This is a genomic window from Reticulibacter mediterranei, assembly GCF_016587455.1.
The window spans coordinates 1,674,508-1,696,967 of record NZ_BNJK01000002.1; the positions used below are offsets into that span (position 1 = coordinate 1,674,508).

Genomic DNA, 22,460 nt, shown 5'->3' on the forward strand with positions numbered 1-22,460 from the left:
TTTTGATTCTTATCTGTTGCCCAGCTTTCCTCACTCAAGGAGGTAACAATGACGAAATGTTCCATCCACGTGCGACGCTGCACGCCAACTACTTCTAAATTACATCCCAAGTTGTCGTAGTCGCGCGATTTATCGCGCGATCCTACACCTGCGCGATAAATCGCGCGACTACGACATGAGTTAAATTTCATCAAAGACAATAACACGCCGGTTTTCAGCAGAACGTGCGGGTGTACCTCCGTATGACCTGATGACAATTCTAGCTATCGTTCTTTTATTTTAAGCTGTCTGCTGATAGCATGTTTTATTGCAGCAACGTTGCTTGTTGGTATCGTTGCCAGGAGGTATTTTCTATGTCTCTTCCAGAAATGGCGAACCAGGGTCTTCCTCGACGACAGGTGCTTTCATTGCTCGGCACGGGTGCGCTTGGCGCGCTGCTGGCGGGATGTGGAGGGAGCGCATCGTCCTCACAAAGCGGTCCCTATAAGGGGAAGTTTGTGATTGTCAGCGTGGGCGAGCAGAAGCAAAGCGAACCGCTGATTCAGGCCATTCAAAAAGCTCATCCAGGCGTCCAGGTGGTCTGGCGGAATTTTCCCAGTGAACAGTTCACCTCGCTCTTCAGCGCGGCAAGCGTGGCCCACGATCAGATCGATCTCATGGATCTCAACGGCCAGGATTTGCGCCGCTATGCAGTGAGCAAGCAGGTGCTTGATCTGAGTAGTTTCCCGCAGCGCGATCGCTTTACCGATGTGGCCCAGCAAACCTATACGATCAATGACAAGCTCTGGGCGCTCCCACGTGGAGGCAGCGGTGGCTTCACGTTCTTCTATAATAAGAAATTGCTGGAGAAGGCGGGTTTTACGAAAGAGCCTGCCACCTACGATGATCTGAAGCAGCTTGCGCCCGAACTCAAAAAGCTTGGTGCGGCACCCTTCACGCATGCAGGCAAAAATATTTATTTATGGCCCGTCTGGTTCTTCTGGGCTTATGCACAGACCACGAAAAATCAGTCCATCGAGAAGACGTTAAAGACGCTGGCTGGCGACCAGAAGTTTACCGATCCAGAGGTTGTGGCTGCTTTGGAGTTAATCTATAAATATGCTCAAGACAAGATGTTCATTGATTCGGTCAACAGTCTTGATGACGATGGCGCGATGGCAAACTTTACGCAGGCAAAAGGAGCCTTTTTCTATACCCACGCAGGCGCTATCAGCACGTACCGCAACGGTTCGTTTCCGGCGCTCGATATGAGCCTCATTCCGCCACTATTGGCGGTCAATGATACTACGATCAAGCGGCAGATGCCCGGTGGCACGGGGAATGCATTGTGCGTCTACAGCAAGATCGATTCTGCACGCAAAGAACTTGCCATGCAGGTAATTGACCTGATGACCAATGATACATGGTCTAAATGGGCCTCAGACCTGGGTGCCTCGCCTGCTTCCTGCAATAAGAACGTCAAGGCCAGCGACGATCCCTTAGCCGTTAAGTATGCTGACGAATGTGCGCCAAACCAGACGACCTATCTTGATTGGTACTGGCCGCCAGAGATTACGAGTGCATTTCAGCAGAACATTCAAGGACTGGTGACTGGCACGCTCAAGCCCGACGCAGCGGCGCAGGCGATTGAGAAGGTGATGGATGGTCTGCGGGCCGATGGCTACACATTCGAGAGCTAGCAGACAGTGAAAAACAGAAGGGACAGAACAATGGCAAAGGCTGTACCTCGGATGGAAGCACAGCCAGAGCATATGCAACAGGATAGCGCCGGGACTAGACGTATGAAAAGTGGCCCTGGAAAAACGTGGCGGCGGTCTCTAGAGCCATATCTCTGGCTCGCGCCTGCGCTGCTGATTTATGGCCTGTTCAAGCTCTACCCCATGATCTCTGGTATCTGGCTCGCCTTGCTGAAATGGGATGGCATTACCGATCCAGAATTTATCGGGCTGCGCAACTTTCAGCGTTTATTCAGCGATGATGCGCTTGGCATTGCGTTGCTGCATAATCTGCAATATCTGGTAGGAACGGTGGCAGGAAAGATCGTCCTCTCGCTCTTCCTGGCGGTGTTGCTTACGCAGGAGTTGCGCGGGCGCGGCATCTATCGTACGGCACTTTTTATGCCCGTGATTATGTCGTTTGTAGTTGTAGCCTTGATGTGGTCGTATATGTACAATTTCCAGTTCGGGCTGGTGAACAACCTCTTGCGCGCCGTTGGACTTGGCTCTCTGGTGCAGGACTGGCTGGGCAATCCCTATCTGGCGCTCTGGTCTGAGATCATCGTGGATATCTGGAAATGGTATGGCTTCCACATGGTTATTTTCCTGGCGGGACTTCAGACCATCCCTGCGGAACTCTATGAGGCTGCACGCGTTGATGGGGCGTCGCGGATCAGACAATTTTTCGCAATTACCCTTCCACTCTTGCAGCCAGTGTTACTCATCAATGTGACTGTCTCGCTTGCGGGTGCGCTCAATACCTTTGATATTCCCTTCTTGATGACGCAGGGTGGACCGAACAACGCAACGCTGGTGTTGGGGCTGCATATCTATCAGCAGGCGTTCCAGTTCAATAAGCTGGGCTACGGTGCCGCGCTCTCCTATGCGCTGTTCGTCCTGGTGAGCGTGCTGGTGCTATTGCAAATCAAGTCGATGGCTCCAAATGCTCGTAAGAGTGCAGCGGAAGGAGGCAAATAGTATGAGCGTTGTAAGCGTACGCAGGCCAAAGCTGTTGACGTATAAAACACTGCCCAGGTTTGTGAGCCATCTCGTTTTGCTCGTGTTCTCGCTGATTATCGTCTATCCGATTGCCTGGGTGGTGCTGACCTCATTTAAGAGTCAGGGCGAACTATTCACCAATCTGTGGGGCTTGCCAAGATCGGTTGCCTGGCAGAACTACGCGCATGCCTGGCAGTTGGCCGATCTTGGCACCGCACTCTTCAATAGCTTCGTGGTCGCGCTGGTGACAACGGCTCTGGTGATTATCCTGTCGGCGCTGGCTGGCTACGCGTTTTGCGCGTTTAACTTTCGCTTTTCGGGTGCGATCTTGCTGATGTTTGTGCTGACCATGCAAGCTCCAGTGCCGATCATTCCGCTCTACGTCTTGCTGGTCCAGTTGAACCTGACCGACACCTATCTGGGGTTGATCGTTCCTCTGGTAGCTACAGGACTACCCATCTCGATCTTCATCTTCTGGGGCTATTTCCAGACATTGCCCGGGGAGTTGCGCGATGCGGCCTTTGTCGATGGATGCAACCAGTGGACGGCGTTTCTGCGCGTGATCGTGCCAATTTCAGGACCGGCGATTGCCAGCGTGGGCATTCTAGAGTTTATTGGAGCCTGGAATGAGTATTTCTTGCCTCTGATTATAGTGCGCTCCCCTGAGTTGCGCACGCTCCCGCTGGCAATCCAGGTCTTCTTTTACGCGTATCGTACGACCGATTGGGGCCAGGTGTTCGCAGCTCTGGCAATCGGCGCGATACCGATGATTGTTGTCTATTTGCTTTTACAGCGTCTCTTCATCCAGGGGTTAACCTCTGGTGTAGCGAAAGGATAACCTGTGAAGTTAAGTTTTCTCACCGGGAACATCAGTGATGTGGAGAAAGCCGCCCGTTTCGGCTTCGACGGCATCGAATTGCAAGCAACAGCTTTTGGCAAGCCAGCTGTGGCAGATCTCGATAAGGACGCCATCGCTCAGGCGCGGCATCTGGCAGAGAAGCATGGCGTTGGCTTCAACGCGCTCGCGTACTATGAACTCGGCGGGGGTCACTTTGAATCGCCTGCCGCGATTACGAAGGCGTATGAGCGTGTGTTTGATGCAGCGGAGGCGCTTGGCGTGCGCGTGATTGCCAGTATGAGCGGCTTCGATATCAACCGCGATTGGAACAGCAATATCCAGTTATTCGCGGATCGTTTTGGTCCCATCGCCGAGAAAGCAGAGCAGCGCGGTCTGCAAATCGCGCTGGAAAACTGGATGAGCGTGCATGGCCGTCTTCCGTTCAGGCCGGTCAATCTCGGCGGCTCGCCCGATACCTGGGACGCTATGTTCAAAGTGGTGCCATCAAAAGCGCTGGGCCTGGAATTCGACCCGTCGCACCTGTATTGGCAGGGTATTGATCATATCCGCGCCCTGCTTGAGTATCGGGATCGGGTCTATCATGTGCATGCGAAAGATACAGAGATGCTTCCTGAGCGGCGCTATCGTGGTGGGGTGAATGGAGACTATTTCCGCTTCCGCGTTCCGGGCTATGGCGAAATAAACTGGCATCAGTTTATCGCTGCCCTCGATGAGATCGGCTATACCGACGACGTTGCTATCGAGCATGAAGACCCGGTGTATTGGAACGAGAAGTTCGATGAAGGGCTGGAGCGCGGCTGGCAGACGTTGCACCCCTTGATTCACCCACACGCAGGGAAATGAGACGTAATAGATAACCCTATTGGGAAGGAAAGGATGTTGGATCACCCGTAGCGACAAGGGGTGGTAGGGAGAGGGCGTGGGGGCCTTGCGCTTGTCGCCGTTGGGGACGAGGATGGGTGCAAAGATAGCGGGGATTGGTCTGGCGAGAGCGACAAGCGCAAGGCCCCAACCAAGACCCTCAACCGCCCCTTGTCGCTACGGGTGATCCAACATTCTCCACGCCTCCGCAATTCCCCGTCCAATAGCGAGGGAGTGTTTCCGAATTGTTCAACTAAAACAAGGAAAGACACAGTTTATGACCAGGCCGACAATTGGTTTTATTGGAACCGGCATGATGGGCCAGATAGCTCATCTTGCCAATTATGCTCAGTTACGTGATCGTGGAGAGTGCGTCATTGCAGGCGTGACGGACCTCAAAGCATCGCTTGCCAGAGCCGTTGCAGAAAAATATCTCATCTCCCAGGTGTACGAGAGCGATGAGGCGCTGCTGGCTGATCCAGGCATTGATGCGGTGATCTGTGTTCAGCAATGGCCGAATAACTATCAATTGGTCACGCGAATCTTGAATGCAGGGAAATCGGTGCTGACGGAGAAGCCGATGGTTGGGCGCGTTGATGAGGCGGAAGAACTGGTGGCGCTGGCAGAGAGTAAGGGCGTGTACTACGCAGTTGGCTTTATGAAGCGCTATGATACAGGCGTGGAGCTGGCAAAACAACTCTTCATGGAGTTACAGGAGAGCCGGGAATTGGGAGCGCTGCTGGCAATCGATGCGCATTGCAATGGGGGTGATTGGATACAGAACGCCGGCACACCCATCAGCGTTGACGATCCTACGCCGCTGCCTCCATTGCAGCCAACGTTTCCTGATGCCTGTCAGACGCCGGAGCAACGCGCAGCCTATCACTATCTCGTGAATATCTTTTCGCACAACATCAATCTTTGCCATCACTTTCTGGATGCTGAGATGAGCGTGCGTGCGGCCCAATTTCGCGGCGACCGGGCAATGCAGGCGTTGCTCCGCTGTGGCGACGTGGCTGTGACGGTGCGCGGCAGTGTCAGCGCGGCCCATGAGTGGCGCGAGCATCTGGTCCTCACGTTTGAGCGAGGCGAGCTTGCCATTCACACACCAACGCCGCTCAATCGTCAGTCATCGGCGCGCGTGACGTTATTGCACCGCGAAAAGAGCGGTTTTGCGACAACAGAATATCATGCACCCGTTGCCTGGGCGTTCTTTCGCGAGGCGGAGGGGTTTGTACAGGCGCTTGCAGGACAGGCACCACTGCGCGCTCCGGCGGAAAAATGTTTGTGGGATGTGCGTGTGATGGATCGCATTATTACTGTCGCGGAGGTATTCTAATTCGATGAAACGGACACAGATTGCGATCAACTCTGTCTCGACAACTCAGCAAAATCTGGAAGAAGCGCTTGCAGCCTATGCGGAGGCAGGTTTTATCAACGTCGAGTTTGTGCTGCCGCTAGTGAAGGATTGGATCGCGCAAGGTCACACGCTTGACGACGTGCGCGCTTTGCTTGAGCGGCACGGCCTGCGCTCGATTGGCGGCTTCCAGACCCACGTGGCATGTTTCGCTCCTCCCGAGGCGCTCCATGAGAATCACGATCTCTTTCGTGAGAATGTGCGCCTGATCCATGAACTTGGCGGTGGCACGCTGGTTGTCGGAACCGATGGCCCCGCTCAACCATCGGTCGAGGCGCTGGATACGGTGGTGGCCGTCTTTGGCGAGCTGTTGAGGCAGATCGAAGAGTTAAACGTCAGGATTGCGCTGGAATTCAACTGGTCGCCGCTAATCAAGAGCCTGCATAGTGCGGCCTATGTCGTGCAGCGCGTGAATCATCCTCAGCTTGGTATTCTCTTTGATCCCGCGCACTACCATACGACGGTGACAAAGTTTGAGCATCTCACCGCCGAGATTGTGCCGCTGATCAAACATGTTCATCTCAACGATATGAGTAATAAGCCGGGCGAACTGAGCAATTGTAATAGCGACCGCGTATTGCCGGGTCAGGGCATCATTGATCTGCGGGCGATGATCGACCGGTTGGAGGAATACGGCTACAACGGCTATTATTCTATCGAAATGTTCAATGCTGCGCTCTGGCAATTGCCAACGAAAGAGGCGGCCACCCAATGTTATCAGAGCTTGCTGCCTTTGTGTGAAGATTAGACGATCCCTCATCATGACGGCAAGTCGTTAGCAACAGAGAGTCTTTGGAAGAGAATTTCCTCCTAAAGACTCTTTGTCGCATTGCCGATTCAAAAATGCTCGCTCCAGGCACCGATGGCCTTGACGACAGGCTCAAGCGCCCTGCCCTTTTCTGTAAGGCGGTAGATGATGCGGGTCGAGCCTCCATTATACTCCTGCCGTTGAATCACTTCCGCGCGCTCTAATTCTTTGAGGCGGTCGGAGAGAACGCTCTCGCTGATGCCTGGAATGTGTTTGCCAAGCTCAAGGAACGATTGGGAGCGTGAGAGCAACTGGATAATAATCCGAAATGTCCAGCGTTTGCCGAGCAGATCCCAGGCAAGAATAGATGCGTTATTCTCCTCCATTGCAGCTACTTGGATCGGGTCTTTCTCAAACTGTAACGGTTTTTCTGAAAAACATTCATGTGCCAGTCCGTTCATAGCCATCTCCAATCCGATACCTGCGTGGTATCAGGCATTTGTTTCTGCATCGTCAATACTGTTTTTATCCTACCTGGAGATGGAAAGGTGCGCATGGGGAATATTACCCATATTTGCGGTACAGTATGACCAACTTTGAAACATTGGTGACTTCAACGTTGCATCTGGGATTTATAGCGTATACAGGTCAAGCGAGCAGATATGTTCAAATCCCAGTTTGGCACAAATGGGGGCGGATGTTTTTGGATCAGAGTGGATGATCGCGGTTGTGGCTCCTTTCGCCAATGCATCGTCTAAACGTTTCGCAACCATGCTCGTATAAATGCCTCTGCCGCGATAGGCTTCCAGCGTTGCGGCCCCGAGCAGCACCACTATGCCATGGTCCTCGAAGACGGAAGCTGAGAAGGCAACTGGTTCCTCCCGGCCCGGTACATAGGCGAGATAGAGTTTCGCTTTGTTTCCCAATGCTTCATACTTGCGATTGAATATGTTAGTTACTTCTACCGTCAGGCCAAATGCGCCGGCAATTACGGCAATGTGTCTATTGTAATCAGCAATGGAGCTTTCTCTGACCTCGACATCTGGATTGCTTTTGATTGTATGATGAATGTCGCGCAAGACCATGCCCTTGATGCTCCCTCGATAGGTTAATCCTGTGGCGGTCAGATGTTCTCTCAGGCTGGTTGGTTGACTTGTTGGTCCCACAAACCAGGTAAAGGGTTTTTCCTCTTTTCGGTAAGTGGCAATCACTCGCTGAATGCCTTCATCTACATTGGCCTCAGTGAAGGTAGCCAGACCAACCAGATTGAGCATTTTGTTTGGTAAAGAAGAGATCTGCGCCGTCACCCCCTGCACCTGTAATGGCCAGAACAATCCTTCAATAGAGAGGCGATATCCGATAGACAAAAATGTTTCTTCGATCTTTCTTAACAAGATCATTTCATCCATGATATTTTTGCTCCTAAGTGATGTCTGCAAAAATGTTGCTTCTCATCAGCATGCCCAGCCTCCACAGGACCGGGCATACGTTTTTGTATCGAAGGTAGTAGTTGATGTCATCATCTGCCCAGGCTCAGCCGGGTTTCTGGACTGTATTCTGATAGAGTTTTCCCCAGGCAATCTTCCCTGATTGAATGCCCATTATGTTTATCCCTTGCATCATTTGCTTTGATCCATCAGCCTGTGTTCCATGAAATAACAACTCGGCCCATACAGTATCTCCATCTACCGCTTCTCTGAGGATCTCTATCTGGAAATCTGGCATCGTCGAGAAAAAGAAGCTCCAGTTTTTTCGCACACCTGCCTGACCGGTGAAGTTCCTTTCCGGGGTAAACGGCAACTCACCGCGATAATCGGGCGCAAAACAAGCGACCATCGCTTCCAGATCGTGTCGATTTGCCGCCTCTATCATAGACTCGAAGATTTCTTTCGGAGTCAAATCTTGTCTCTGTTGCTCTGACATAGGTATCCTTTCTTGCGATCCTTACTGTCTCATCCTACTCTGAAATGAAAAGAAGCGCATGGGGGATATTACCCATATTTGCGGTGCAGCCTGATCTTATGCGCCGGCGTCGTGCCGGGCTTTGGCGATCAAGGCCCAGCCCTCACGTGCATTTTCAACGGTCGGTTTCCAGCCGGTCAGTTCGCGGAAACGGCGATTGGAGACGCGCTGGCTGCGATTGACCATATCTGCTGCCGCACCTGTTAGCATTTTCATCACGCCATTAGGGATATGCAGAAGACGACGTTTCCCGACGCTTTGTGCCAGAGCGTGCGCAAACTCATTGCGGGTGAGCGGCTCATCATCAACGATGTCATAGATCCCGGCTGGAGCTTTATCCAGAGCAACTACGATGGCGCTAGCGGCATCGGCTGCCCAGATGTAGGAGAGGTAGGCGTTTCCAGGACCGGGGAGAGCCGCAATGCCTTTTTGTGCCATCTGAAACTGTTCCAGTGCCGATGGCACGTCCGGGCCGTATAGATTGCCCAGCCGCAGCACAATTCCACGCTCCTTTTCGCTGGTGAAACGTTCCACTTCTTTCTCTGCATCAATAGTGGCTTGCTGGATCACATGAGACTGTATCGGAGTGGAGGAGGCATCGATCCATTGTGCGCTGCGATCAGGATAGACATAATAGAAGCTGGGATAGACGAATGTTTGCACGCCAGCAGCCAGAGCCACATCAACGAGTATGCGTGTGCCATCGCGCCGAATATGATCGTTTTCCTGCCATGAGGCAACTTTGCCCATCTTCATCGTTGGCGGAATTCTGGTTGCCAGATGCACAATTGCCGTCGCCTGGCTCGCTGCGAGCGCCCTGGTGAGGGAAGCGCGATCAAAAAGATCAGCGGTGATCGGCTCTGCACCTAATTGCCGAATAGTTCCTGTGTTCTTTTCTGAATGGCTAAATGCGTGGACCTGATGACCAGACGCTATGAGTAGAGGAATTGTAGCTTTGCCAAGAACTCCTGTTGCACCAGTAAGAAAGACCTGCATTTTCTATTTCTCCTTTTATCTCTTTATTAATGCGCTTTCTTTGCGCTTCTAGAAAGGGGACAGGCGAGTGAGTGGAAATGTGACAGTGAAATAAAGAGAAAAATTTGCGCCTTTTTATCCTGTGAGCTATGATACAGTAAGTCTCATCATGAAGGAGAAACATCAAGCACGCTATGGACCCGGTGCAACAGTATCGCTCTCTGCTCTTCTCGATTGCATATCGACTGACTGGCAGCGCCAGTCAGGCCGAAGATATTGTTCAGGATGCGTATCTGCGTTATCGGCAAACGGATACCGAATCCATTCAATCGCCCAAAGCCTATCTGACTACCATCGTTACCAATCTCAGTCTTAACTATCTGAAGTCAGCCCATGTCCAGCGGGAAGAATATATAGGGATATGGCTTCCTGAGCCAGTTCTGACCTCGGTGGATGTTGAGGAGTCGCCGGAGACAAAAATCGAGCGGCAAGAATCGCTCTCTATGGCTTTTCTTGTGCTTTTAGAGACATTGACGCCTCCAGAGCGTGCTGTGTTCCTGTTCCATGAGGTGTTTGATTATTCGTTTGCGGAGATCGCCAATATTCTTGAGAAAAGTCCGGCCAATTGTCGCCAGATCTTCCATCGTGCGAAGAGCCATCTGGCGGAGAAGCGGCAGCGGGTGGAACTCAAGCCAGAAAATCAGCGGCAATTGCTTGACTCGTTTGTCGCTGCATGCCAGTCTGGAAATATGGCGACGTTGACACAACTGCTTGCCAGCGACGTAACGGCCTGGGCCGATGGTGGCGGCAAGGTCCACACCAGTTTGCTTCCGGTCTCCGGCCAAGAGAAGGTGGCGAAATTGTTCATTGCGTTGTGGCGCAAAGTGCCAGCAGATCATCAACTCTTCGTTGAGGAGGTGAATGGGACGCCAGCGTTTCTCTCCTGGAGCAACGCCCATCTCAACTGGGTGCTCCTACCCGATATTCGCGATAACGCTGTAGTGGGACTCTACAGCATCCTGAGCCCCGACAAGCTGGCCTATCTGCAACGACAATTGGAGCAACGACGAGGTTACACCGGACAATAAAGGAATATCAGGAGAATGTCTGCAACAACATAATGATTTGCTGAGCAGACTCCATGCAAAGCCGACTATGTTTTCGTTCAGAGCAGATTATCTGCTGTATACTGATAGATAAAGATAAGCGAGATGACTACCAGCAGCAAACCAAAAATAAACATCCCTATGGATTGGTTGATCGCTAAAGCAACATTCTCCTCCAGGTCTGCTACCTCTGGTCTGGTAGGGAGATAGCGGAGAGCGATGGAACTGCCAATCTTAGAGGGTCGGTGGGAGGAACACGCTGTCAAGAGGAGGTGGGAGTTGCTTGTCTGGTCTGTATAGGAGACTCTGAGCATCGAACCAGGAACATAGCTTCCTTCCATTCCTGCATCGCAGGATATTTTGCTGACCACGACGCCTTTCGTGTTTACCCCGGAGTACAACAATTCTAGCGTGTGCAGGGGAGACAGGAAGAAGACGATCACGCAAACAACAACCAGCCCTGCCAACGGGAGCAGAAAAGCAAGGTGTGGGAGACGGGCAAGAAGGTCATGAAAACGATGGTTCATTTGTATCCTGTCTTCCTTTAATGAGATCGTTTTTTGACGTTGGTATAACCGATGTCTATGATCTGGCATTTCATTTTGAGTCAGAAACTGCATCTCTTACGAGTATAGATTCGATGCTTGAGATCCGTCAATAGATCGGAATGATATAGTCTCCAGGAAAAAGGAGCTTCTGCCAGATCGACAGAAGCTCCTTTTTCCTGGTTATGGTGCGTTACGCCTGCCCTATGCTCTCGCGACCTGCACACGCAATGTTACGATCTCGAAAGGCTTTAATGCTAGCTCGACAGCGTTGTGCGCAAAAGACAACTTTTCTTCAGGTTCCTCCAACAGGTTCGTCTTCCAGATTGCGTCCAAATTGACGTTGAGGGTGAGCGTGGCCCTGGTGGTTGCTCCGGTGGCCTCGTAGAGTCGAAGAATGATATCATCGCTATCTTCGGCCTTTTTCACAGCCTCGATCACGACGTTCTCCACGTCCAGGCCAGCAAATGTTGTGAGATCGGCTTGTAGCTCATCTGATAGCACACGCAGTGGCACGTTCAACTCATATCCAGCCTGCACAACTTTACCGGCAATATGGTTGCCTGCATGGGGATAGAGCGAATAGGTGCACTCGTGGCGGGCGCGATCTGCTTGTGGGTCGGGATAGTCCGGACTGCGCAACAGGTTGAGGTCAAGCACGTTCTCAAGCACCTTGTGACCGTATTTGCAGTCGTTGAGCAGGGCCACACCGTAATCGCTCTGCGAAAGATCAACCCATTTATGGGCGCAAATCTCGTAGCGTGCCATATCCCAGCTTGTGTTGCGGTGCGTCGGGCGTTTGATCGAGCCGAACTGGATATCGCATGTGGCCTCCGAAGCGCTCACAGATACCGGGAAGCTGGTGCGCAGCATCGTGTTTTGCTCGTGCCAATCGATGCTGGTTACAAAATCGACGCGCCGACTCCCTGCCATCAGTACGATGCGCTGTCGCAGCGTCGATTGCCCGAAGCGATATTGCTGCTCGACGACGGCCTGTGGTCCATCCATGTGAGCCACCGTCTCGACCAGCTTGAAATAGCGCGGCGTGCGTTCGTCATAGGTGATAGAGAAGTCCCAGGCGTCGCCATCGTCGTGATAGAGCGCAAGCCTGTTTGCCAGCTGGCCCTCAGCCAGCACCTCGCGTTGATGCTCCTTATCAAAAATCGAGGAAATTGCGCCATCGGCTGTGAACTGGATGCGCAACTGCTCATTTTCCAGCGTTTCGGGCGCTGCAAGCAGTTTTGTTTCAGTTTGCTCGGACCTGGTCGAGTCGATCACAGCGTAGCCAAGCGAGGGAACGGTGACGCGCTGCCATCTGTTCGCAATCTGGAGCCACTCCTGGCGCTCCCATGAGAGGGGATTGAAGACGCTGACCACATCGCGCTGTGTCTGGTGTGTGAGTACCTGTTGGGCCTGTCTGATGAGATGCTCGATTTGTTCACTGATTTGCTGATAGCGTGCCAGCGACTCGTCGTACACTCTGGTAATCGAGGAGCCGGGCAGTATGTCGTGGAACTGATAGAGCAGCACCTCTTTCCAGATTGCGTCGAGTTCCTGCGAGGGATAGTGATAGTTACCAGTCAGGTGGGCGAGCGTTGCGACCAGTTCCAGTTCACGCAGAGCCAGTTCGATCTTGCGGTTATAGCGCTTGTTCCTGGCCTGCGTCGTGTAGGTGCCCTGATGCTTCTCAAGATAGAGTTCACCAACCCACGTTTTGTAGTGATCGGCCTCCTGTGCGAGCCGCTCAAAGAAGCGTTCCATTGGCTCCTGCACGATCGGGGAGAGTCCATCGAGGTTCTTTTCGCGTGCCAATCGTTCCAGATGCTCGACGCCGGGACCGCCGCCACCGTCGCCAATGCCATAGAGCAGCGCGCAATGTTCGGAGACCGCTTTATCAGCATAGGTCGTTTCGGCGGCTGCGATAGCTCGTGGAGCCGCCGAACTGTTGTAGGTGCCCTCTGGCGGCATGTGGGCCAGTACGCGCGAGCCGTCGATGCCTTGCCAGTAGAAAGTATGGTGCGGAAATGTGTTGACGGTATTCCACGAGAGCTTGATGGTTAAAAAATAATCGACTCCCGCTTTTTTCAAGATCTGTGGCAACGCGGCACTGTAGCCAAAGACATCAGGCAGCCAGAGCATGTGCGGATTGGTGCCGAACTCTTCGCGGAAGAAGCGCTTGCCATAGAGGACCTGTCGCACGAGTGCCTCGCCACCGGAGATATTGGTGTCAGGCTCAACCCACATGGCCCCTTGCGCCTCCCAGCGACCCTCTGCGACTCTGGCCTTGATCTTTGCGTAGAGTTGCGGGTAGAGATCCTTCATCCATTGATACAGTTGCGGCTGGCTGGCACCAAAGACATAATCGGGGTAGCGCTCCATTAGCGCGAGTGTTGTCGCGAAGCTGCGCGCCCCTTTGCGAATCGTTTCGCGCAAGGGCCAGAGCCACGCCAGATCGATATGCGCGTGTCCGATGGCGCTGATGGTGAGCGAGGGCGTGCCGCCGCTCTTTGCCAGTTCTCCCGCCAATTGTGCGCGTGCCCGTTGTGCCTCTTCAGCGTTGTATTCAAATAGTTCATTGGCTGCGCTCTGTAAGGCGAACAGGATGCGCTGGTGGCGAGCCTTCTCAGGCGGGATCTGGTCCAGTAGCTCATACAGCACTTCGAAATCATAATGCAACTTTTGCATCTCTTCGTGGAAAAGTGCAATATGAGCTTCTTTGATCGTGCCGCTGTCCTGATACTTTCCAAAGAGATCGTTGCAGCCCGCATCGGCCCACAGATCGATCACCTCGCCGCCGGTGGCGCGGTCGCTCAGCGGCACGACGCGCTTTCCAGGGCGGCCCAGGCGTAGATCGAACTCGGAGCTAACGGTAGTGAGTCCCAGAATGGGACAGCCCCCGTCATCGACGATACAGGCTTCTCCGCTGAGATCGATCAGGAGCGCCACTGCCTGTCCAGCGGCGCTCTCTGGTACGCGTCCCGTGAAGTGAAACCACGCACAGTCCCAGAGCTTTCCCCAGCTCTGTCCTAAGTGCAGGACGCTATGCTGACCAGCTTGACGCTCGGCATAGGGAACTGGTTCGGGCGTCACCCACGCCTCGATTGTTAGTTCAGTGATTGGGGTATAGATCGCCCGCTCGATCCGCTGCAAAGTTGCTCGCAGATCGCGTTTTGTATATATATGATGATATGGCAATTGACACCTTTTCTTTAAATGAAGCCAGGCTTCCTCAAATATGTGGATGAGGAAGGGCTTCCAGATCCGCCTGTTCCGCTGTTTCCTCTTCTTCGAGGGGGAGAGCCGATTTCTCCGTCCATCTGGCGTCGGGATCGGGAACAGGGATTGAGGAGAGCAACATCTGCGTATATGGGTGCGATGGATGCACCAGCACTTGCTCCACATCTCCGCTCTCCACGATCTTCCCACGCGAGATAACTATAATCTTCCCTCCCACATAATACGCTGTAGAAAGATCATGGGTGATAAAAAGCGTTGTCATCCCATACTTTTCGGTAAAGTCGGTGAGAATATTCAGGAAAAGGACGCGCACCGCTGCATCGAGCATAGAGACCGGTTCATCGGCAATAATAAACTTCGGTCGCAGCAGATGGACGCGTGCCAGCATGACGCGCTGGCGTTGTCCGCCGCTCAACTGGTGTGGATAGCGGTTCAGCACATCCTCTGGCCGCAGATCGACGGCGTGCAGCGACTCCTCGATCTTTGCCAGCCCTTCCCGCTTTGAGGGCGTCAGCTTAAACTTGCTCATCGCCGTCCAGAAGATTCTATCAACGCGGTAAAATGGATTGAAGATGCTGTATGGATCTTGAAAGACCGGTTGTACGTCTTTGCGATAGATATCGTACTCTTGCCGGGAAAGCTTGTATATATCTTTGCCATTGTAGGTCACGCTGCCGCTGCTGGGCTTTTGCAGACCAAGAATGATACGCGCAATCGTGCTTTTGCCACTGCCGCTCTGTCCGACGAGGCTGACGATCTGTGGCGGCTCCGATGCGAGATCAAACGACACGTCATCGACGGCCCGGAATTCGCCGCCCATACTGCGCATCGCCGCGCCACGAAACACCTGTGTTACGTTATTCAGTGCGATATTTTTCTCACTCATCATTGCCTCCCGCCTGTGTATAAAGATGGCAACTCGCCAGCGGCGGCTGCATCCCATTGAGATCCTTTGTGACTTCCAGCAGTGCAGGCGCTTGCTCGCTGCATACCGGCATGGCATGGGGACAGCGCGGATGGAAACGGCAGCCAGAGGGCCAGTTGCGCGGACTCGGCGTGTTGCCAGTGATGCCAGCCAGCCGCACACGTTCGCCACCGATGCGCGGAATCGAGTTGATGAGCGCCTGCGTGTAGGGATGTTTCGGAGCTTTAAAGATCTGGCGCACGTCTCCAACCTCCACAACATCGCCAGCATACATCACCGCCACGCGGTCAGCAAGCTCGGCATGCACCGCCATATCGTGCGTGACAACAATCATCGTCATGCCCAATCGGTCGCGCAGATCGGCGAGCATCTGGATCACCACGCGCTGCACATGGACATCAAGCGCGGTGGTTGGCTCGTCGGCGACCATCAGATCGGAGTTGAGCGCAATCGCCATCGCCAGCGTAACGCGCTGTTTCATCCCGCCCGATAGCTCGTGGGGATGCATATTGGCGACATACGGCTCCAGATTGACCTGGCCCAGCAGGTTGGGGATCATCTTCTCAGCCTCGCGCTTGCTCATATCGCTATGTTCGAGCATCACGTCGAGAAACTGCTCTTTGATGCGCAGCACTGGATTGAGCGTGTTCATCGATCCTTGCGGTAGATACGACAGATTGCGCCAGCGGACTTTGCGCAGTTCCTCGCCGCTCAGCTTCAGCAGGTCTATCGGGTCGCCATCCATGCGATGAAACATGATGCGGCCACCCGCGATATAGCCCGGAGCCTGGGTCAGCCGTAGCAGCGCGGTGGTCAGCGTGCTCTTGCCGCAACCCGACTCGCCAGCAATACCCAGAATCTCGCCCCGCCTGACGGTGAGGTTCACGCCATCAACCGCCTTTGCCGCACCATTGATGGTATCGTAATAGACCTTGAGATCTTCTATCTCCAGCAGCGATGAGCCGTTTGCGCTTTGCTTCTCTTCGGTTCTCTGTGTCAGACTGTTTGCCATAATGCTTCTCTCCTGTTCTCTAGGCACCAGCCGTCTTGCGTAAACGCGGGTTGTAGACTTCTTCGAGGCCGATGTTGATCATATTGACGGACAGGAAGAGCAGTCCCAGCACCACAACAGGTGCGACAAAGAGCGGCCATGCACCCAGCGTCAACGCGCCCCATTGCTGCGACCAGTTGAGCATCAGGCCGAGATCTAAGGTGCCGCTTGGTCCAAGCCCGATCACTTCCAGGCCGACCAGCGCAAAGACCGAACCAAGCGCGGCATTGGCGAACCCGACGCCGATAAAGGGCAGCAGGTTTGGCATCAGTTCGGTGAAAATGATCTCCATGTCGTTAAACTTGGTCACTTTCGCCAGTTCAACATAAGGGCGGCTGCGCAAGCTCAACACCTGCGAACGAATCGTGCGGGCGGCAAACGGCCAGCTAAAGATCGCCAGGATCAGGGCGATGGTAAACAGGTTGACGTTAGCAGTGTAGGCGGAGAGCGTAATCAGCAGCGGAAAGCTGGGAACGACCAGGAACATATCGGTAAAGCTTGAGAGAAAGTTATCGATATTTCCGCCTTTGTAGCCGGCAACGAAGGCAACGATGGTGCCGATGACCGTCGAGATAAGACCGGCGATCACACCAACTTCGAGCGAGGCGGTCAGCCCTATGACGGTCATTGCCAGGATATCGCGGCCCACGCGATCCGTACCCAACCAGTGTTGAGCGTTAGGCGACTGCCAGGCGGGACTGATGGAGACATCAATATCGAGCGGATCGTGACCATGCCCGATCAGCGCGGTGATGGGGGCACTCAAAAGCGCCACCACGATAAAGAAGGTGATAATAATCACGCCAGCCTGCACCTTGTGGCTGGACTTCCAGAGGCCGTGCATTGCCTGTAAAAATCTTCCCATCTGGCCCTCCTAATTATACTTGATACGGGGATCGAGCGCCGGCAAAAACAGATCAAGGATCAGGTTTGCGGTTAACACCCCGAAGATAGCCAGCGAGACAATACCCTGAATGGTGTTGTAATCAAGCTGCTGCGTGGCCATCACGAAGAGGTTGCCTATGCCTGGATAGGCGAAGAGCTGCTCGACCAGCACATTACCGTTGAAGATGCTACCAAGCGTGATGCCCAGCCCGGTGATCTGGGGCAGATAGCAGTTGCGCAGGGCATAGCGGGTGAGGATCTTGCGCGGCTTGAGTCCTTTAGCCTCGGCAAATGTCAGGTAGTCCTCACCAAGAATCGTTACCATGAGCATGCGCGTCGAGAGCATCCAGCTTGAGACGCCGATCACCATGATCGAGAGCGCTGGTAGCGTGCCATGATTAATGACGCTCATAATAAATCCCGGGTCCCAGGAGGGGTCCCAGGCAGGATTGTAGGCGGCAGTAGAAGGGAACCAGTTCAGCTTATAGGCCAACAGGAAAACGAGGATCAGGGCCACAAAGTAGTAGGGGATGTGCGAAAGAGCAATACAGAGATTAGAGGCGAACTCCGATCCCCATTTGTCGCGTTTCCAGCCGATCAGAGCCCCCAGGATCAGGCCCAGCACCCACGAGAACAGCGTGGAGAGGGCGAGCAAGCCGATAGTCCAGGGCAGCGAACGCATAATCAGCACTTCTGACGAAGTGGGGAAACTGAGGATCGACGGTCCTAAATCGTGCTTAATCACTAATTGTTGGATATAGTGGATATATTGTTCAAAGAGATTTCCATCGAGGCCAAAGACGCTTTTGTAGTATTTCACCATGTCCGCGCTTGCCCCTGCATTATAGATCTGCTTTTGTTGGAGAGCCTGGACATAGGCACCAATAGGGTTGCCTGGAATGAGGCGAAAGAAAAAGAAGGTTAGCGTCAGAGCACCCCACAGCGTCACCAGATAGGCAATGAAGCGGCGAATGGCATAGGCGATCAGAGGGTGCGCAAGCAGCCAGGAGCGTATACCTGCCAGGGGCTTGTTGACCGGGCCGGTCGCGGTGTGAATCATAATGTTTCTCCTTCTTCATAGAACTCCGATACGTCGTAGTTGCGCGATAGTTGATGCATCCAGCAAAAAACTCCGGGGAGAGAAGGTTCTCCCCATCCGTAGCGACAAGGGGCGGTGTGAGGGGTTGTGGGGGCCTTGCGCTTGTCGCTGGTGGGGTCACGCAGGGACCGGGAAACAGACCAACGATGTGGCGAGGGCGACAAGCGCAAGGCCCCCGCCAAGACCCCTACCGCCCCCCTTTGTCGCTACGGGATAACCCAACATCCTCTCTACCTAGAGGGCGACAAGCGCAAGGCCCCCGCAGACCCCTACCGCCCCCCCTGTCGCTACGGGATAACCCAACATCCTCTCTACCTAGAGGGCGACAAGCGCAAGGCCCCCGCAGACCCCTACCGCCCCCCCTGTCGCTACGGGATAACCCAACATCCTCTCTACCTAGAGCTACTCCCCTTTCAATTGCTGGATGCATCAACGATAAGATTTGACAAAGTACTACGATATATCGCAATTTCGACACTCGTTGTGGCGATTACTTCCCGGCTGGTTGCAGTTTGCCAATGATAAACATGAACTGGCCCCACCAGTTGGAGGGGATATTGTACAGATTCTCGTTGGTCGGCCAGCCTGTCCAGTAGGAGGTGTTGAAGAAGGTGGGATAGGTCGTCTGGTAGACGGGAATCCACGGTAAGGCTTTGTAGTAAGCTTCGAGCGCCTGATCGAACGTAGCTTTTGCTTTGGGATCGTTGGGATCAACGTTGTCAAGCTTGACTGCCAGATCGCTCAGCGCCTTGTCTTTTACACGGTACTGGTTATTGAAGGCGTTCTTCCCAATTGGCACGTAGTACCTGATCTCAAAATTGGTGTAGAGTTGGCCTGGATCAAATGTATTGCCGCAGATCCAGCCAGAGACGATATCGAACTGCCCATTATTGAGCTTATCGTCGTAAGCGGCCCCATCATAGTAGCGTAGAGTGGCAGTGATGCCGACCTTGCCCAGTTCATCGGCCAGCTTCTGTCCATTGAGATATTCGGGCATGCCAGGCTTTTGTGGCGTGATGATCTCGAATTGCAACGGCTTGCCCTGGTAGTTGCGTTTGCCATCGGAGCCAGCCTTCGCGCCCATCTCATCAAGTAGCGAAGCGGCCTTCTTGGGATCGTACGTCAACTGATATTTGTCGGCGATCTCTTTATTGGACCATTTCTCGTTGCCGGGGTAGTCGGCCCAGGGATATTGTGCAGGGACGGTTGGCATCAGCCAGGTCGAGGCGGCCAGCGTCTTGCGATCAATCAGATACGAGATAGCCCAGTGCATGCGCGAATCGGAGAGCAGCCCCTTTGACGGATCGCTATTGATGAGAACACCACGAGGACAGGGATCGCGGAACTGATTTTCGATGACGATATTCTGGTAGCCACCGTTTTTAATCGCGTTAGCATGGTTGAGGTCGAAATTGGCGGGAATATCGATCTGACCGCGCTTAAACTCCTCAACCTCTGAATCGAGTGTCGGACCGGTGCGATAGACGACGTACTCAGGCTTAGGATCAAACTCATCCTTGTTCCAGTAGTCGGGATTCTTTTTCCAGATAAACATTTTCTGGGCGGGGATGACACGATCCAGTTTGTAAGGGCCTGTGCGTACAGGAGGATTGTCCTTCATAGTCATTGGATCTTTGCCGGACCAGATGTGTTCCGCGACGATATCCTGACTATTGACGATGCCGGCGACAAAATTATAGTGGAAGCGTGGATTGGGATCTTTCAGAGTAAAAACGACGGTTTGAGCATCAGGGGCGCTCATATCTTTGACAAAGGGGATATAGCTGTTGGCACCGCTCAGTTGTGGATTTTTCAGCAGCATGTTGATGGTGAAAAGGATATCTTTCGATGTGAAGGGCTGGCCGTCGTTCCATTTGGCCTTCGGGTTGAGATGAACCGTAAGCTGGGTGTGAGCCGAGTTGTACTCCCAGCTTTTGGCGAGCCAGGGCGTGATCTCGCCTGTTACCATATTGAAATAGAAGAGAAATTCCTCGCAGACTTGATACAGCCCGGCGTTATATTGCTGGCCGTTTGGGATAAAGGGATTCGCGCTGTCGAACGTAGTGAATTCGGCCTGATTGATGACGAGGGTTTGAGCGCGAGGTGTTGGCGTGAGTGAGGCGACCTGTTTCTGTGTGCTGGGTGGAGCATCGTTGCAGGCAGCCAGCAGATTGACGGCCATCACACCGCCACCAGTCACGAGCGCGAAGCGCTGCATGGCCTGACGGCGAGTAATCGGGGTGGTGAGAGGGATCAACTCATTGCTTTCCGGTTGCTTAACCATAAGAAATACTCCTTCTTTCTGCTAATCGTCATCGATCAGCACTTTTGTCCAAACAATTGAGATGAGGTCTTTCTCGTTGCAAAAATAGCGTTTCATTCAACGAGAGCATGAGACCAGATGATCGATAGCGGGGTAAACGTCCTGAGCAGGCGTGTTGTGAACGGCATCCTCCTTCGTGGTAGCTGTATTCGCCCTTGAAGCTGGCGAGGGATGTGCCATGTGTATTTTCTACACAAATTAATGACATCTGGTTCGATCAATTTGTCCATAGTCATCTATACAAATCAATAGTAAATAAATGTATAATGGTTTGTCAATAGGGGAATATTGATTCGCGATTTTGGACTCTTGTTTTTCTTGCGATTCCTTGCCCGTAGCGACCATCCTTTGCGGTTGTCGCGGTGGAGAAAGCAAATATGTGTAATTCTCGCGGTAACCGCAAAGGATGGTCGCTACGGGCAAAGGTTGATATCCTATACAAAGGAGTATAAGAATGAGAGAGAGGTACTATACACGGCGCGATGCACTTCTGGGAGGTTTGACATTTGGCGCGGTACTGGCCAGTGGATTATTATTTTCGGGTAGCAGTCAGATAGTGCAGGGAGCAAGCGCGGCAGGGAACAGAACAACATATTTACAGCTTTCCCTGGCCTGGAATGGGCTAGATTTTGCCTGGTTACCAGATAATGCTCGTCTCGCCATCGCCAGTGACGACGGACTGGGAGTTGTTAAGACAACAACTGGACAACTGAGCAGACAGAACTGGGCGCAGATTGGCTCGCGCCTGTTGCAGAACAGCGCTCCCGGCACCAGGGCGGTCTACTGGTCATCTGATGGCACAAAGGCGCTCTACGCGACGGCGACGGGCCTGCTGGTGCTGGATGTATTGACGGGACAGCCAATCTGGAGCCACAGCATAGAACAGCCCTCTGGCAATATTGCCGCCCTCTCTCCCGATGGCACCCACCTTGCTCTCCCGTCAAAAACTGGCGTGCAGATCTGGAATGTGCAAGAGGGGAAAATGACCACCCAATTTGGCTCATCTTTAGTGGCGAAGAGCCTGCTCTGGTCGCCTGACAGTACGCGCATTGCCACGAGCAGCCAGCAGGGGTTGGTGCAGGTCTGGAATGTGTCAGATGGTCGTTCCCTCTGGTCCGGCATCAACAGCCCACAACAGGCGATAAGCTGGTCGCCAGATGGGGCGAGTATTGCGTTTGTTGCCAGCGGAACAGGCGGACAGGCGCAGCTGGGTAGCTGGAGTGCCAGTACTGGTCAGGTACGCTTTCAAACGCCAGCGCTGGTGGGTTTTCTGAATGAGCAACTCAAGCGAGACGAGCAGGTGGCATGGTCGCCCGATGGCTCGCGGATTGCGTTTGGCGTGCTGGCTGGCAGCGAAACGCGGATCGAGGTCTGGTCCGTAGCGCGTGGACAGCGCCTCTTTGTCTGCGGCTCTGTGAGCGGCCAATCTTCCGCGCCCACATGGTCGCCCGATGGCAAATATATTGCAGCTGGTCAAACCATCGTTGGCAAAGGCGAGCTTATCGGTGGAGATAATGGGGAGCGCTCGATCATTCAGTTCTGGGATGCCAGCACTGGCCGTGCCCTCTTTGCCTATAGCGCACCTAAAAGCCCGCAGCGCCTCACATGGTCGCCCGCCGGCCACGCGCTGGCGATCATCACGCCGAAAAACTATGGGGCGCTAGTAAACTCAACCTGCCTCTCGTTTTGTCGTTATGGCTATGATGATTATGCTCTGGAAGTGTTCCGCGTGGGGTAATAGTATCAGTGAGAC

Annotated in this window: 19 protein-coding genes; 8 read left to right on the forward strand and 11 right to left on the reverse strand. The window is 53.5% G+C overall.

Features of this window, described 5'->3' with window-relative positions:
• The first annotated feature begins 353 nt into the window (after nt 1-353).
• From K3T83_RS45820 to K3T83_RS45845, 6 genes are all read left to right on the forward strand, one after another.
• Nucleotides 354-1,679: an ABC transporter substrate-binding protein gene (locus tag K3T83_RS45820; protein WP_220209832.1), complete on the forward strand. Its 1,326-nt coding sequence runs from the start codon at nt 354-356 to the stop codon at nt 1,677-1,679.
• Between the two features lie 30 nt (nt 1,680-1,709).
• Nucleotides 1,710-2,693 (forward strand): carbohydrate ABC transporter permease, encoded by a 984-nt coding sequence (locus K3T83_RS45825; protein ID WP_220209833.1) that lies wholly within the window; start codon nt 1,710-1,712, stop codon nt 2,691-2,693.
• A 1-nt stretch (nt 2,694) separates the two neighbouring features.
• The gene (locus K3T83_RS45830) at nt 2,695-3,552 is read left to right on the forward strand and encodes a carbohydrate ABC transporter permease (protein WP_220209834.1); all 858 of its coding nucleotides are present in this window, start codon (nt 2,695-2,697) and stop codon (nt 3,550-3,552) included.
• A 3-nt stretch (nt 3,553-3,555) separates the two neighbouring features.
• Complete coding sequence (locus tag K3T83_RS45835) at nt 3,556-4,416, forward strand: sugar phosphate isomerase/epimerase family protein (RefSeq protein WP_220209835.1); 861 nt, start codon at nt 3,556-3,558, stop codon at nt 4,414-4,416.
• Between the two features lie 295 nt (nt 4,417-4,711).
• Nucleotides 4,712-5,773: a Gfo/Idh/MocA family protein gene (locus K3T83_RS45840; protein ID WP_220209836.1), complete on the forward strand. Its 1,062-nt coding sequence runs from the start codon at nt 4,712-4,714 to the stop codon at nt 5,771-5,773.
• A 4-nt stretch (nt 5,774-5,777) separates the two neighbouring features.
• Nucleotides 5,778-6,599: a sugar phosphate isomerase/epimerase family protein gene (locus tag K3T83_RS45845; RefSeq protein WP_220209837.1), complete on the forward strand. Its 822-nt coding sequence runs from the start codon at nt 5,778-5,780 to the stop codon at nt 6,597-6,599.
• A gap of 89 nt (nt 6,600-6,688) precedes the next feature.
• Here K3T83_RS45845 and K3T83_RS45850 read toward each other — a convergent pair whose 3' ends face one another.
• From K3T83_RS45850 to K3T83_RS45865, 4 genes are all read right to left on the reverse strand, one after another.
• Nucleotides 6,689-7,060: a winged helix-turn-helix transcriptional regulator gene (locus K3T83_RS45850; RefSeq protein ID WP_220209838.1), complete on the reverse strand. Its 372-nt coding sequence runs from the start codon at nt 7,058-7,060 to the stop codon at nt 6,689-6,691.
• 171 nt (nt 7,061-7,231) lie between these two features.
• A complete protein-coding gene (locus tag K3T83_RS45855; protein ID WP_220209839.1) occupies nt 7,232-8,008 on the reverse strand; it encodes a GNAT family N-acetyltransferase in 777 nt (258 codons plus the stop codon).
• A gap of 124 nt (nt 8,009-8,132) precedes the next feature.
• Nucleotides 8,133-8,522, reverse strand: a complete 390-nt coding sequence (locus K3T83_RS45860; protein WP_220209840.1) for a nuclear transport factor 2 family protein — start codon at nt 8,520-8,522, stop codon at nt 8,133-8,135.
• A gap of 96 nt (nt 8,523-8,618) precedes the next feature.
• Nucleotides 8,619-9,557 (reverse strand): NAD-dependent epimerase/dehydratase family protein, encoded by a 939-nt coding sequence (locus K3T83_RS45865; protein WP_220209841.1) that lies wholly within the window; start codon nt 9,555-9,557, stop codon nt 8,619-8,621.
• Between the two features lie 173 nt (nt 9,558-9,730).
• Here K3T83_RS45865 and K3T83_RS45870 point away from each other — a divergent pair, with 173 nt between their 5' ends.
• Nucleotides 9,731-10,624 carry an RNA polymerase sigma-70 factor gene (locus K3T83_RS45870; protein ID WP_220209842.1) on the forward strand — a complete coding sequence of 298 codons (894 nt, stop codon included), beginning with the start codon at nt 9,731-9,733 and terminating at the stop codon, nt 10,622-10,624.
• A 77-nt stretch (nt 10,625-10,701) separates the two neighbouring features.
• Here the strand turns inward: K3T83_RS45870 and K3T83_RS45875 are convergent, their stop codons facing one another.
• The 7 genes from K3T83_RS45875 to K3T83_RS45905 all read right to left on the reverse strand — a co-directional run bounded on the left by K3T83_RS45875 (nt 10,702) and on the right by K3T83_RS45905 (nt 20,668).
• Nucleotides 10,702-11,169 carry a hypothetical protein gene (locus tag K3T83_RS45875; RefSeq protein ID WP_220209843.1) on the reverse strand — a complete coding sequence of 156 codons (468 nt, stop codon included), beginning with the start codon at nt 11,167-11,169 and terminating at the stop codon, nt 10,702-10,704.
• Nucleotides 11,170-11,391: 222 nt separating this feature from the next.
• Complete coding sequence (locus K3T83_RS45880; RefSeq protein ID WP_236065217.1) at nt 11,392-14,382, reverse strand: alpha-mannosidase; 2,991 nt, start codon at nt 14,380-14,382, stop codon at nt 11,392-11,394.
• A 34-nt stretch (nt 14,383-14,416) separates the two neighbouring features.
• Nucleotides 14,417-15,313 carry an ABC transporter ATP-binding protein gene (locus K3T83_RS45885; protein ID WP_220209844.1) on the reverse strand — a complete coding sequence of 299 codons (897 nt, stop codon included), beginning with the start codon at nt 15,311-15,313 and terminating at the stop codon, nt 14,417-14,419.
• Nucleotides 15,303-16,361: an ABC transporter ATP-binding protein gene (locus K3T83_RS45890; RefSeq protein WP_220209845.1), complete on the reverse strand. Its 1,059-nt coding sequence runs from the start codon at nt 16,359-16,361 to the stop codon at nt 15,303-15,305. Before K3T83_RS45890 ends, K3T83_RS45885 begins: the two co-directional genes overlap by 11 nt.
• A gap of 19 nt (nt 16,362-16,380) precedes the next feature.
• A complete protein-coding gene (locus tag K3T83_RS45895) occupies nt 16,381-17,265 on the reverse strand; it encodes an ABC transporter permease (protein ID WP_220209846.1) in 885 nt (294 codons plus the stop codon).
• Between the two features lie 9 nt (nt 17,266-17,274).
• The gene (locus K3T83_RS45900; protein ID WP_220209847.1) at nt 17,275-18,345 is read right to left on the reverse strand and encodes an ABC transporter permease; all 1,071 of its coding nucleotides are present in this window, start codon (nt 18,343-18,345) and stop codon (nt 17,275-17,277) included.
• Between the two features lie 529 nt (nt 18,346-18,874).
• The gene (locus K3T83_RS45905) at nt 18,875-20,668 is read right to left on the reverse strand and encodes an ABC transporter substrate-binding protein (protein WP_220209848.1); all 1,794 of its coding nucleotides are present in this window, start codon (nt 20,666-20,668) and stop codon (nt 18,875-18,877) included.
• A gap of 493 nt (nt 20,669-21,161) precedes the next feature.
• On the opposite strand from K3T83_RS45905, the gene K3T83_RS45910 reads away from it, so the two are divergent.
• The gene (locus tag K3T83_RS45910; protein WP_220209849.1) at nt 21,162-22,445 is read left to right on the forward strand and encodes a WD40 repeat domain-containing protein; all 1,284 of its coding nucleotides are present in this window, start codon (nt 21,162-21,164) and stop codon (nt 22,443-22,445) included.
• The last annotated feature ends 15 nt before the right edge of the window (nt 22,446-22,460 follow it).

Excerpts from the sequence above, each read along its gene's own strand:
- K3T83_RS45910 (WP_220209849.1), top strand. The coding sequence starts at position 21,162 with ATGAGAGAGAGGTACTATACACGGCGCGATGCACTTCTGGGAGGTTTG.
- K3T83_RS45890 (WP_220209845.1), bottom strand. The coding sequence starts at position 16,361 with ATGGCAAACAGTCTGACACAGAGAACCGAAGAGAAGCAAAGCGCAAAC.
- K3T83_RS45900 (WP_220209847.1), bottom strand. The coding sequence starts at position 18,345 with ATGATTCACACCGCGACCGGCCCGGTCAACAAGCCCCTGGCAGGTATA.
- K3T83_RS45845 (WP_220209837.1), top strand. The coding sequence starts at position 5,778 with ATGAAACGGACACAGATTGCGATCAACTCTGTCTCGACAACTCAGCAA.
- K3T83_RS45895 (WP_220209846.1), bottom strand. The coding sequence starts at position 17,265 with ATGGGAAGATTTTTACAGGCAATGCACGGCCTCTGGAAGTCCAGCCAC.
- K3T83_RS45825 (WP_220209833.1), top strand. The coding sequence starts at position 1,710 with ATGGCAAAGGCTGTACCTCGGATGGAAGCACAGCCAGAGCATATGCAA.
- K3T83_RS45855 (WP_220209839.1), bottom strand. The coding sequence starts at position 8,008 with ATGGATGAAATGATCTTGTTAAGAAAGATCGAAGAAACATTTTTGTCT.
- K3T83_RS45865 (WP_220209841.1), bottom strand. The coding sequence starts at position 9,557 with ATGCAGGTCTTTCTTACTGGTGCAACAGGAGTTCTTGGCAAAGCTACA.
- K3T83_RS45820 (WP_220209832.1), top strand. The coding sequence starts at position 354 with ATGTCTCTTCCAGAAATGGCGAACCAGGGTCTTCCTCGACGACAGGTG.
- K3T83_RS45840 (WP_220209836.1), top strand. The coding sequence starts at position 4,712 with ATGACCAGGCCGACAATTGGTTTTATTGGAACCGGCATGATGGGCCAG.
- K3T83_RS45885 (WP_220209844.1), bottom strand. The coding sequence starts at position 15,313 with ATGATGAGTGAGAAAAATATCGCACTGAATAACGTAACACAGGTGTTT.
- K3T83_RS45905 (WP_220209848.1), bottom strand. The coding sequence starts at position 20,668 with ATGGTTAAGCAACCGGAAAGCAATGAGTTGATCCCTCTCACCACCCCG.
- K3T83_RS45830 (WP_220209834.1), top strand. The coding sequence starts at position 2,695 with ATGAGCGTTGTAAGCGTACGCAGGCCAAAGCTGTTGACGTATAAAACA.
- K3T83_RS45860 (WP_220209840.1), bottom strand. The coding sequence starts at position 8,522 with ATGTCAGAGCAACAGAGACAAGATTTGACTCCGAAAGAAATCTTCGAG.
- K3T83_RS45850 (WP_220209838.1), bottom strand. The coding sequence starts at position 7,060 with ATGAACGGACTGGCACATGAATGTTTTTCAGAAAAACCGTTACAGTTT.
- K3T83_RS45870 (WP_220209842.1), top strand. The coding sequence starts at position 9,731 with ATGGACCCGGTGCAACAGTATCGCTCTCTGCTCTTCTCGATTGCATAT.
- K3T83_RS45875 (WP_220209843.1), bottom strand. The coding sequence starts at position 11,169 with ATGAACCATCGTTTTCATGACCTTCTTGCCCGTCTCCCACACCTTGCT.